The organism is Clostridium tarantellae (assembly GCF_009295725.1).
GTDB lineage: Bacteria > Bacillota > Clostridia > Clostridiales > Clostridiaceae > Sarcina > Sarcina tarantellae.
The window spans coordinates 1-11,894 of the sequence record NZ_WHJC01000096.1 but is presented as its reverse complement, the minus strand read 5'-3'; the positions used below and the strand labels follow the sequence as shown (position 1 = coordinate 11,894).

Here is an 11,894-nt window from a genome sequence, read left to right as displayed (position 1 = left end):
TTTGCAGATACTTTTTCAAATGCTCTAATAAGAGAAATCTACCATCAGTTGAATTATTAATTCAACAAAATATTTTACCGGTAAGAAAAGGCAGGCAAGACCGTCGAAAGCTTCGCGCCCAATCTCCCGTAAGTTTCATTTATAGAGTAGCATAAAAATTAAAGAAATTCAAAAAGCAGATTATCAGTCTGCTTATTAGTCATACCTAAAAATAAATTTTAAAATAATATTTCTAGGTAACAAAAAGCTTTCCCAGAAAAATTTTATTTTCTAGGAAAGCTTGATATAAAAAAATATCTTATCTTAATGACATTGGAGTAATTCCTGCTTTTATTTTATATAAAAATTAAAAAATTCCTTCAGTTTTTAATATATCTTCTAAATTTTGTAGTTTATCTGTAAGCATAACAAATTGTTCTTTTAGTAAATCCTTTGATAATTCATTACAATTTAATTTTATTTCTAAGTTTTCAACTGCTTTTAATGCATCTTCAATATCTTGTTGAGCTAATTTTAAGTTATTTTCATTCATATTAAATTTCTCCTTTAGCAATAATTTTGCATTCTATACTTTAATGGTAACACTACTAAAATTCCATTGCAAGGCATATATTATACAGAAATTATTTATTGTTAAGGAGGAAATATGATTAATTACATATGGTTTGGAATTATATTTATTGGCGTAATTTTTGGACTACTAACAGGTAAGGGTGAATTTATGTCTAAAGGAATAATGGATTCAGCTCAAGGAGCTACAAATTTTATAATTTCATTAGTAGGAATAATGTGTTTTTGGTGTGGAGTAATGAAAGTAGCAGAAAAAAGTGGGTTGACTTCTAATTTAGCAAAGCTAGTAAAACCAGTATTAAAAATTTTATTTAAAGAAAGTTCACAAAATGAAGAAGCTATGGGAGCTATTGTAATGAATTTAACAGCAAATATGTTAGGATTATCTAATGCTGCTACTCCTTTTGGAATAAAAGCTATGGAAGAACTAAGCAAATCAAATACAAAAAAGGGGCATGCTTCTAATGATATGGCATTATTTTTAGTTATGAATGCAGCTTGCATACAATTATTACCATCAACTGTTATATCTATTAGAGCTGCAGCTGGTTCAAATAATCCAGCTAGTATAATAGTGCCAGCTATTTTATCAACGACTATTGCATGTTTAGTGGGAGTAATATGTTGTAAGATATTGCAAAGATATTTCTAGGAGGGGAAAATTTGAAAAATTATTTAACAAATAGCATAATACCAATAATACTTTTAATAATTATAGCTTATGGAATGTTTAAAGGAAAAAAAGTTTATGAATGGTTTTTAGAGGGAGCAAAAGAAGGATTACAAGTTTGTATAAGAATATTTCCAGCTTTATTAGCTATGATGGTAGCAGTAAGAATATTTAAAGATGCTAATCTTTTAGAGTTACTTAATAATTTTTTAGCTCCTTTTGTGAATTTGATTGGATTACCTAAAGAATTAATTTCATTAGTTTTAATAAAGCCTCTTTCTGGTAGTGGAGCATTAGGAATTTTTACTGAAATAATAAAAATGGTAGGTCCAGATACTTATATAGGATTAATAGCTTCAGTTATTATGGGAACAACAGAAACAATTTTCTATACTATTACTGTATATTTTGGTGCAATAGGAGTAAAAAAAATAAGGCATACGCTATGGGCAGCTATTATGGCAGATATTACAGCAATAATAATGGCTATATTAATGGTAGATATATTATTTAATAATCTTTGATTAATAATTAACAAAGCTTTGTTTTTTTTAGAATTTTTTAAATAATTTTAAAATATAATTTTTTATATATTTAATAAGTATAAAATGTATATATTAAAAGCATACTATATAATGAATTTATTCGAAAAAATTAAATTTTATTATTAATTTTTTCGAATAAACATGAAAACGATTTAATTATATGGTTTATTTTTGAAAAATATATATTAATTTGTTAAATAAACTGTAGAAAAATTAACAAACTCTTAAAAAATAAAAAATCGTTAAATTTTTAACTAATATTTGTAGAATAAATGTAAAAAATGTAAAAAAAAGTCTAGCAAATTTTAAAATATGGTGTTATTATGTGAATGTAAGAAAGTTGAAAACAAATATTTGAAATAAATTTCTATAATAAACAAAAAAATGAAGTTAATAATTTAACTAAAGATGCAAATAATTAAGAAGAAAATTAAATGTGCAAAAATTGAGTAATATAGTATTAATTTTAAGAAAGGAGATTACAGATTTTATGGCACGATATGATCTGTAATATAGTGGCTATTAATGAAAGTAACTAATATGGATGAATTAAATAACAAATTAGAGCAAGTGAGAGCGGCTCAAAAAGAATTTGCTACGTATTCTCAAGAGCAAGTTGATAAAATATTTAGAGAAGCTGCATTAGCTGCTAATAATGCTAGAATTAAGTTAGCAAAAATGGCAGTTGAAGAATCAGGAATGGGAATAGTTGAAGATAAGGTTATAAAAAACCATTTTGCTTCAGAATACATATATAACAAGTATAAAGATGAAAAAACTTGTGGAGTTATTGAAAAAGATGAATCATTTGGTATAACTAAGATGGCTGAACCAATAGGAGTTGTTGCAGCAGTAGTACCTACTACTAACCCAACTTCAACAGCTATATTTAAAGCTTTAATTTCTTTAAAAACAAGAAACGGAATAATTTTTTCACCACATCCAAGAGCTAAAAATGCTACAATATCAGCTGCAAAAATAGTTTTAGATGCTGCTATTAAGGCTGGGGCTCCAGAGCATATAATTGGATGGATAGATGAGCCATCAATTGAGATGTCACAAAGATTAATGTCAGAAGCAGATATAACATTAGCTACTGGTGGTCCAGGAATGGTTAAAGCAGCTTACTCATCAGGTAAACCAGCTATCGGAGTTGGTGCTGGTAATACACCAGCTATAATTGATGACACAGCTCATATAAAAATGGCAGTAAGTTCAATTCTTTTATCAAAAACTTTTGATAATGGGGTAATTTGTGCATCAGAACAAACAGTAATAGTAATGGATTCAATATACAACGCTGTTAAGAAAGAGTTTAAAGAAAGAGGAGCTTATTTCTTAAAAGGTGATGAAGTAGATAAAGTAAGAAAAACTATAATAGTAAACGGAGCATTAAATGCTAAAATAGTTGGTCAACCAGCTTGGAAAATAGCAGAAATGGCTGGAGTTAAAGTTGCAAAAGATACTAAAGTATTAATAGGTGAAGTTGAATCAGTAGAGTTAGAAGAAGAGTTTTCACATGAAAAATTATCACCAGTATTAGGAATGTATAAAGCTAAGACTTTTGATGAAGCTTTAGCTAAAGCAGAAAGATTAGTTGAATTAGGTGGATTTGGTCATACATCTGTTTTATATACTGATACTCAAAAATCAAAAGATAGAATTAAAAAATTTGGTGCTATGATGAAGACTGGTAGAACAATAATTAATATGCCATCAACACAGGGAGCTATAGGAGATATATATAACTTTAAGTTAGCACCATCTTTAACTTTAGGTTGTGGATCTTGGGGTGGAAACTCAGTTTCAGAAAACGTAGGACCTAAACACCTACTTAACATCAAGAGTGTAGCTGAAAGGAGAGAAAATATGCTTTGGTTTAGAATTCCAGAAAAAGTATACTTCAAATATGGTTGTTTAGGAGTTGCTTTAAGAGAACTTAAAGAAATGGGAAGAAAGAAAGTTTTCATAGTAACAGATAGAGTTTTAGCAGATTTAGGATATGTAGATAAGATAACATCAGTATTAGAAGAATGTGGAATAGACTTTAGAATATTCTCTCAAGTTACGCCAGATCCAACATTATCAGTAGCTAAAAAAGGTGCTGAGGCAATGAAAGCTTACCAACCAGATACAATAATTGCATTAGGTGGAGGCTCACCAATGGATGCCGCTAAGATTATGTGGGTATTATATGAACATCCAGAAGTAGTATTCGAAGATTTAGCTATGACATTCATGGATATAAGAAAAAGAATTTACAAATTCCCACATATGGGAGATAAGGCTATGATGGTTTCAATACCAACTTCAGCTGGTACTGGTTCAGAAGTAACTCCATTTGCAGTTATTACAGATGATGCTACAGGAACAAAATACCCATTAGCAGATTATGAATTAACTCCAGATATGGCTATCGTAGATGCTGAATTAATGATGAATATGCCAAAAGGTTTAACAGCTGCATCAGGTGTTGACGCATTAGTTCATGCTATAGAGGCTTATGTATCAGTTTTAGCTTCAGATTTTACTAATGGATTATCATTAGAAGCTATAAGATTAGTATTTAAATACTTACCATTAGCTTATAGTGAAGGAACTACAAATATAAAAGCTAGAGAGAAAATGGCTCATGCTTCAACAATAGCTGGTATGGCATTTGCTAACTCTTTCTTAGGAGTTTGTCACTCAATGGCTCATAAATTAGGAGCGGCTCATCATGTAGCTCATGGTGTTGCTAATGGATTATTAATAAATGAGACAATAAGATTTAACGCAGTTGACAATCCAAGAAAACAAACTGCATTCCCACAATATAAATATCCAAATGCTAAGTGGAGATATGCACAAATTGCTGATTACTTAAGATTAGGTGGAAGAACTGAAGAAGAGAAAGTTGAGAAGTTAATTGAAGCTATAGATAATCTTAAGAAAACAGTTGGTATACCAAATACAATAGCTGAATGTGGAGTATCAAAAGAAGATTTTTATGCTACATTAGATCAAATGAGTGAAGATGCATTTGATGATCAATGTACAGGAGCTAATCCAAGATATCCATTAATAAGCGAAATAAAACAAATGTATATAAATGGTTTTGAAGGAACTCATGAGAGAGTTTAATATATAGATTGAAAAGACATCACCTTTAGGTGATGTCTTTTTGTATCAAAAAGGTTATTTTTACAATAATTTAAATATTCTATTGATTTACAGAAAGTTAGTAGTAAAATTATATTAAGTAAATATATAGAAAAGAGGTGTAAATATGAATAATAAAGTTTATATTAGCAATAGAAATAAATTACTAAAAAAAATATCTGATAATTCAATAGTAATTTTATTTGCAGGTGAAGCAAAGCAAAAAACAGCAGATGAAAAATATGCATTTACTCCTAATAGGAATTTCTATTATATGACAGGAGTTCATGAAGAACATCATATTTTAGTTTTAGAGAAGATAAATAAAAAAGTTAATGAAGTATTATATATATTAAGACCAGATCCTGTTATGGAAAAATGGAATGGAAAAACTTTAAGAAAAGATGAAGCTAAAAATATTACAGGAATAAATGAAATAAAATTTTTAGATGAGCTTTTTAATGATTTAAATAACAAATTTATTTCAGGAAAAATAAAAAATGTTTATTTAGATTTAGAGAGAAGAAGTTATGAGGATGATTTAACAGAAACACAAAAGTTTGCGAAAAATTTAAGAGATAAATATGCAAATGTACAAATAGAAAATGCTTATAATTTAATTGCAGAGCTTAGAAAAATAAAATGTGCTGAAGAAATAGAAGAAATAAAAAAAGCTATAGATATAACTACTAAAGGTGTTGAGCTTTTAATGAAAAAATGTAAGTGCAATATGAAAGAATATGAACTAGAAGCTTATTTTGATTTCTATATAAAACAACAAGGAGTTAAAGATTTTGCTTTTAAAACTATAGCAGCTTCAGGAAAAAATTCAACAGTATTGCATTATGTAAGCAATGATAGTTTACTAAGAGATGGAGATTTAATACTATTTGATTTAGGAGCTCAAATTAATTATTATAATGCGGATATATCTAGAACATTTCCGGTTAATGGTAAATTTACTGAAAGACAAAAAGAAGTTTATGAGTCAGTATTAAAAGTGAATGAAACTATTATTTCCATGATTAGACCAGGAATTACTTTTTTAGAATTAAATAATAAAGCTAATGAATTAATTGGTGAAGAGTGTATTAAATTAGGTTTAATAAATAATAAAAATGATTTTAAAAAATATTATTATCATTCAATAGGTCATAGTTTAGGATTAGATACACATGATGTAGGTGAAAGATGGGGCGAACTAAAAGAAGGAATGGTTTTAACTGTTGAACCTGGAATTTATATAGAAGAAGAAAATATAGGTATTAGAATAGAAGATGATGTTTTAATAACTAAAGATGGAAATGAAGTTCTAACTAAAAACTGTATTAAATCTATTAAAGATATAGAAAATTTTATGAATAATATATAAATTTTTTATGAAATGTATATTAAAAAATTGTTTAAGTTATTTAAAAAATACTAAGTAATTTTTTAGTATGTAAGTTTAATATATTATATAAATTTATTTGTTTTTCAGTGTTTGTATTAGATAATTTTTTTAGATTTAAATAAATATTAGGAGATGATTTAAATGATTAGTGATTTAAAAAAAATAATGCTAGCTGCAGTGGGAACAGTAGCTACTGTTTATGAAAATATAGATAAAAACATTAATGAAATGGTTAGAAAAGGTAAAATAACCATAGAAGAAGGCAAAGAATTATCTGAACAACTAAAGAAAGATGTAGAAGTTAAAACTAATCAAGCAACGAATGTTATGATGGAAAAAATTGATGAGTTAAGACCTTTAACAAAAGAGGATATAAGACTTATGATTGCAGAATATAATATTGATGTTGAGGAAGAACTTAAAATTTTAAAAAATAAGATATGTGAATTAGAAAAATTAAGTTCTAAAGTAGATGAATTAGAAATAAAGTTAAAAAATAAAATTGATATATTAGAAGAAAAATAAATTTAAAAGACAGTCTATTTAGACTGTCTTTTAGGTCTATTACTAAATAGAAAGGATTGGTTCTCCATGAAAGAAAGTAGGGTAAATAGGTTTAAAGAAATTGTAAAAGTTTTTACCCATTACGGTTTTGGATATGTAGTTAATGCAAAAAAGAAGGGTGGAGAGCCTTCGCCAGTAGCATTAAGAAAAGCTTTTGAAGAATTAGGTGCTACATTTATAAAGTTAGGTCAAATATTAAGTACACGTCCTGATATATTACCTAAAGAATATATTAAAGAATTAGAAAAGCTTCAAGATTGTAACATTTATACTGATAATATAGAAACTGTAAAAAAAGTTTTCTATGAAGATTTTGGTAAGAATATAGAAGATTATTTTTTATATTTTTCACCAAAGCCCTTAGCTTCTGCTTCGATAGCACAAGTACATAAAGGAATATTAAAAGATGGAACGAAAGTTGTAGTAAAAATTCAGCATAGTGATATTAAAGAAAAAATGAATTTGGATTTAGCTATAATAAAAAGAATAGTGAAGTTAGTAAAGCATAAATTTAATAATAGTTTAATAAATCCTATGGAAGCAATAAATGAAATTGAAGAATCCACAAAAAAAGAATTAAATTTTCTGGTAGAATATTCAAATATGGTTAAATTTAGAGAATTTAATGAAGGTGTTGTATGTATAACATCACCACAGCCATTAAAATTAATTTGCTCTGAAAGAGTTTTAACTATGGAAGAGATAGATGGATTTAAAATATCTGAGATAAATAAGTTATATGAAAATGGATATGATAGAGAAGATATTGCTAAAAAATTATCTTTATCATTTTGCAAGCAAATTTTTGATGATGGCTTTTTTCATGGAGATCCTCATCCTGGTAATTTACTTATATCTAATAGAAAAATAGTATATATAGATTTTGGAATAGTAGGTCAATTAGATAAAAGTTTAAAAAAGGCTATGAATAAAGCAATTACTTATGTTGCTTTAGAGGATGTTGATGGAATAGTTTCTTTTATTTTAACTGTTGGAGTTAAAACAGGTGAGGTTGATGAAAGTACATTAAGAGATGATTGTAAATTTTTGTTGACTAAATATACATCAATTTCTTTAAGTGGAATAAAAATATCTGAATTTCTTAATGAAATTTTTGATATTTCATCAAGAAATAATATTCAACTACCAAAAGAGTTTGTATCTTTAATAAGATCTGTAATTATATTAGAAGGCGTACTTACTAATTTAGATCCTGATTTAGAGATAATGGATGTAATAATATCTTTTATAAAAAATAAAGATAAATTAGATTTGTTGGATAAATTAACATTAGATGATATTGGATTAAAATTATATAAATTTACTTTAGATGGATTTAAAATACCAAGCAAAATTAATGAATTAGCTGATAGTATTTCAAAAGGACGCGTAAAAGTAAAGATAGAGGTAAAAGAAATAAAGAATTTAATTTTTCAGCTTAATAAGATGGTAAATAGGTTATCTTTTGCATTAGTAGTGGGCTGTATGGTTATAGCATCTTCCTTAGTTTTGAAATTAAATACTGGTCCATTATATGATGGATTATCTTTAATGGGAGTTATTGGTTATGCAGTTTCAGCTATATTTGGATTTTGGCTTTTAATATCTATAATAAAATCAGGTTTCTTGTAAAATTTTTAACGATAAACAAATTTTAACTATTGAATAGATATTTAATTTAGTGTATAAATATATTAATAAAATGAATAATTTAGAAGAGATAGAGGTGCGATGATTAAAAGTACTATTTTTAGGAGAAGTCCAGTAATGAAATAGGAAAGGAATTATCGCCGAAGTGACTAACTTATACTTTAGAGTTAGTTTCTGGGGTAGCATAAAATATATGTTACACTGTCACAATATTATTTGTGGAGTGCTATCATCTGATGTGCTTTATGTAATAGAAGTGTTTAAATACATTTAATTACAGTAGATAGAGACCTTGGGTGATTACTCAAGGTCTATTTATATTTAAATGAATATTTTAAGGGGGATTTTAAGGTGGAGAGGAAAAGAGTTACGTTGTTTATATCTACATTAATAACAACATTGTTGTTATGTTCAACATTAGTTTTTGCTACTGAAGAAGCAGCAACTATAAATTCAACTAAATTTGGTATATGGACTATATTGCCACCATTAGTATCAATAATATTAGCATTTATAACAAAGAATGTGGTAGTTTCTTTATTTATAGGAACTATGACAGGATGTATTATGTTGCAATTAAATGGATTTAATATAGTTTTTGCTTTAATTCAAGGATTTCTTGATTTTGTACAAAGAGCATTAAATTCTTTAGCAGATCCGTGGAATGCTGGAATAGTTCTACAAGTTTTGGTTATAGGTGGGGTTATACATTTAGTAGCCAAAATGGGAGGTGCTAAAGCTATAGCAGAAGCATTAGCTAAAAAAGCTAAAAGTGTAAAAAGTGCTCAATTAACTACATGGCTTTTAGGCTTAGCTGTATTTTTTGATGATTATGCAAATGCATTAATAGTTGGTCCCATAATGAGGCCTGTTACTGATAAGATAGGAATTTCAAGAGAAAAGTTAGCTTTTGTTATAGATGCTACAGCAGCACCTATAGCTGGATTAGCAATAATCTCTACTTGGATTGGATTAGAAGTTGGACTAATAGGAGATGCCTTTAATAGTATTGGTCAAGAAGTTGATGCTTTTGGAATTTTTTTAAAAACTATTCCATATAGATTTTATAATTTATTAATATTAGCTTTTGTTGTAATAACAGCAGTAACGGTAAGAGAGTTTGGTCCAATGTTAAAAGCAGAAAGACGTGCTAGAAGGAGACAAGTTATTGCAGAAGCAGAAGTTGCATCAACAATGAAAGAATTAGAACCTAAGGAAGGTGTAAAATTAAGTATATGGAATGCTTTAATTCCAATAGGAGCTTTAATAATATTTTCACTTATAAGTTTTTATTATAGTGGATGGACAGCAATAATGGGAGGAGAAGATTTAGTATTACAACAAACTATTGAAAATTCACCAGTTAGCTTTTATGCAATACAACAAGCATTTTCTAATGCTGATGCTTCAGTGGCATTATTTCAATCAGCATTAGCTGCAAGTATAATAGCAATTGTTATGGCTGTAAGTAAAAAAATATTTACTTTATCAGAAGCTATAGAAACTTGGATTGAGGGAATGAAAGGTTTATTAATAACAGGTGTAATTCTTATATTAGCATGGTCATTAAGTTCAGTAATAAAAGAGTTAGGAACAGCTATGTACTTAGTAGAAATATTAAAAGTTGCTATTCCTGCATTTTTATTACCAGCATTAATATTTATATTAGGTTCAATAATTGCATTTGCAACAGGAACAGCTTATGGAACAATGGGAATATTAATGCCTCTTGCAATACCTTTAGCTTATGCAATTAATCCTGAAATGAATTTTGTAATTATAAGTACATCTGCTGTTTTAACAGGAGCTATTTTTGGAGATCATTGTTCTCCAATATCAGATACAACAATTTTATCCTCAACAGGAGCAGGATGTAACCATATAGATCATGTTAAAACACAAATATGGTACTCTTTATTTGTTGGATTTATAACTATAGTATTTGGGTATATTCCAGCTGGGTTAGGTATAAGTGTATGGATTGTACTTCCAATAGCTTTTATAGCATTATTTATATTAACAATGATTGCAGGTAAAAAAGTAGAATCTTCACAAGAAGAAATAGAGTATATAATAAATGAAAATTAAGAAGAAATTAAAAAATGATAAGGTAAATTTTTCACCTTATCATTTTATTTAATATTTCTTATTTTTCTTATTACATAATTTATCATCATTCTTTTCATTTATAATTTTATTCTTAGAATAAGGATAAATATGTCTATTTACAAGAATTCCGATAATAACTCCAATAAAAGTATCTATTATTCTATTTATTGCATATATATAAGAAGCTGATCCTTTTATATTAGTTAAAATTGCAAAAGTAACAATACAAGCACTATTAACAGCACCTTTAGCTTTAGAAAGTACGCAAAGATAAATAGAAGCAATAGTTCCTAAGGCTGTGAGAATAGCGCATACAAATTCTGAATTGCCTAACTTAATAGAAAGAAAGGTTATAATCAATCCAACTAATCCACCTATTAAAGTACCTATCATTCTATTTTTTCCCATTTTAATAGAGTTTTCAAATGTATCTTGCATACACATCATAGAAGCAATACAAGCAAAAAATGCACTAGGTTTATTTAAAATTTGAAAAAGAATTATACATATAAATGCAGCTAAAGCAGTTTTTAAATTACGTGCACCTATTGGTGGTAAATTAAAGTTTTTCATTAGTTTCCCCCTATTAATTTTATTTTATAAGCGAATTTTAAAATTTTCTATTTTCTTTAAATCTTCTTCTAATTTTTTTTCTATTTTAATTTTTTCATTATTACATATAAATTTATTTATTAATAATGCTACTATAATGCCTACAAAAGTATCCAATATTCTATTAAAAGCATAGGCAAAAGGAGCAGTACCTTTAAGATTAACCATAATAGCTATTAATACTATACAAGCTATAGTAACAGATTCCTTTTTTTTACATAAATTACAGCTATAGATGGTTGTAACTATTCCTAAACCTGTAAATAAAGCACTAAAATTTTCAAGATTAAATTTTTTAGCAATAAGAGTTATAACAAGTCCTACTAATCCCCCAATTAGAGTTCCTATCATTCTATTTTTTCCTATTTTAACGGAATTTTTTACATTATCCTTCATACAAATTACTGCAGCTATACATGCGTAAAAAGGATATGGTCTTTTTAGTACCTTAAATAATAAAACGCAAATAACTACTGATAAAGCAGTTTTTATGTTACGAGCTCCTATTTTAGGTAGTTTTAAGTTTAGCATAATGGTTAGATTCATCTCCTAAGTTATATATTTAAAAATATTATAACATAATATTTTTAAATAAATTAAAATTTGTTTTAACATATAATGCTTGTATAATATTTAAATT

The 11,894-nt window shown here is 27.2% G+C and carries 10 protein-coding genes and 1 riboswitch; of the genes, 7 read left to right on the top strand and 3 right to left on the bottom strand.

Features of this window, described 5'->3' with window-relative positions; translation table 11 throughout:
- Positions 1–346: 346 nt before the first annotated feature.
- Entirely contained in the window at positions 347–532 is a 186-nt protein-coding gene (locus GBZ86_RS08020) for a hypothetical protein (protein WP_152889454.1), read from the bottom strand.
- A gap of 114 nt (positions 533–646) precedes the next feature.
- Between GBZ86_RS08020 and GBZ86_RS08015 the strand changes: the two genes are divergently transcribed.
- The 7 genes from GBZ86_RS08015 to GBZ86_RS07985 all read left to right on the top strand — a co-directional run bounded on the left by GBZ86_RS08015 (position 647) and on the right by GBZ86_RS07985 (position 10,621).
- Positions 647–1,222: a nucleoside recognition domain-containing protein gene (locus tag GBZ86_RS08015; RefSeq protein WP_152889453.1), complete on the top strand. Its 576-nt coding sequence runs from the start codon at positions 647–649 to the stop codon at positions 1,220–1,222.
- Between the two features lie 11 nt (positions 1,223–1,233).
- Complete coding sequence (locus GBZ86_RS08010) at positions 1,234–1,764, top strand: spore maturation protein (protein ID WP_152889451.1); 531 nt, start codon at positions 1,234–1,236, stop codon at positions 1,762–1,764.
- 546 nt (positions 1,765–2,310) lie between these two features.
- The gene (gene adhE / locus GBZ86_RS08005) at positions 2,311–4,908 is read left to right on the top strand and encodes a bifunctional acetaldehyde-CoA/alcohol dehydrogenase (RefSeq protein WP_152889449.1); all 2,598 of its coding nucleotides are present in this window, start codon (positions 2,311–2,313) and stop codon (positions 4,906–4,908) included.
- A 145-nt stretch (positions 4,909–5,053) separates the two neighbouring features.
- Positions 5,054–6,298, top strand: a complete 1,245-nt coding sequence (locus GBZ86_RS08000; RefSeq protein WP_152889448.1) for an aminopeptidase P family protein — start codon at positions 5,054–5,056, stop codon at positions 6,296–6,298.
- A 162-nt stretch (positions 6,299–6,460) separates the two neighbouring features.
- Positions 6,461–6,844: a hypothetical protein gene (locus tag GBZ86_RS07995; protein WP_152889446.1), complete on the top strand. Its 384-nt coding sequence runs from the start codon at positions 6,461–6,463 to the stop codon at positions 6,842–6,844.
- Between the two features lie 66 nt (positions 6,845–6,910).
- The gene (locus GBZ86_RS07990; protein ID WP_152889444.1) at positions 6,911–8,515 is read left to right on the top strand and encodes an ABC1 kinase family protein; all 1,605 of its coding nucleotides are present in this window, start codon (positions 6,911–6,913) and stop codon (positions 8,513–8,515) included.
- A gap of 81 nt (positions 8,516–8,596) precedes the next feature.
- Positions 8,597–8,770: riboswitch (Lysine riboswitch) on the top strand.
- 114 nt (positions 8,771–8,884) lie between these two features.
- Positions 8,885–10,621 (top strand): Na+/H+ antiporter NhaC family protein, encoded by a 1,737-nt coding sequence (locus GBZ86_RS07985; RefSeq protein WP_422678913.1) that lies wholly within the window; start codon positions 8,885–8,887, stop codon positions 10,619–10,621.
- Positions 10,622–10,669: 48 nt separating this feature from the next.
- Here GBZ86_RS07985 and GBZ86_RS07980 read toward each other — a convergent pair whose 3' ends face one another.
- Both GBZ86_RS07980 and GBZ86_RS07975 read right to left on the bottom strand, forming a co-directional pair.
- Positions 10,670–11,215: an FUSC family protein gene (locus GBZ86_RS07980; protein ID WP_152889442.1), complete on the bottom strand. Its 546-nt coding sequence runs from the start codon at positions 11,213–11,215 to the stop codon at positions 10,670–10,672.
- A 24-nt stretch (positions 11,216–11,239) separates the two neighbouring features.
- Positions 11,240–11,785, bottom strand: a complete 546-nt coding sequence (locus GBZ86_RS07975) for an FUSC family protein (protein ID WP_152889440.1) — start codon at positions 11,783–11,785, stop codon at positions 11,240–11,242.
- Between the last annotated feature and the right edge of the window lie 109 nt (positions 11,786–11,894).

What these genes read in the sequence shown, in the direction of transcription:
- GBZ86_RS07995 (WP_152889446.1), top strand. Translation starts at nt 6,461, where the DNA reads ATGATTAGTGATTTAAAAAAAATAATGCTAGCTGCAGTGGGAACAGTA.
- GBZ86_RS07990 (WP_152889444.1), top strand. Translation starts at nt 6,911, where the DNA reads ATGAAAGAAAGTAGGGTAAATAGGTTTAAAGAAATTGTAAAAGTTTTT.
- GBZ86_RS08000 (WP_152889448.1), top strand. Translation starts at nt 5,054, where the DNA reads ATGAATAATAAAGTTTATATTAGCAATAGAAATAAATTACTAAAAAAA.
- GBZ86_RS07980 (WP_152889442.1), bottom strand. Translation starts at nt 11,215, where the DNA reads ATGAAAAACTTTAATTTACCACCAATAGGTGCACGTAATTTAAAAACT.
- GBZ86_RS07975 (WP_152889440.1), bottom strand. Translation starts at nt 11,785, where the DNA reads ATGCTAAACTTAAAACTACCTAAAATAGGAGCTCGTAACATAAAAACT.
- GBZ86_RS08015 (WP_152889453.1), top strand. Translation starts at nt 647, where the DNA reads ATGATTAATTACATATGGTTTGGAATTATATTTATTGGCGTAATTTTT.
- GBZ86_RS08020 (WP_152889454.1), bottom strand. Translation starts at nt 532, where the DNA reads ATGAATGAAAATAACTTAAAATTAGCTCAACAAGATATTGAAGATGCA.
- adhE (WP_152889449.1), top strand. Translation starts at nt 2,311, where the DNA reads ATGAAAGTAACTAATATGGATGAATTAAATAACAAATTAGAGCAAGTG.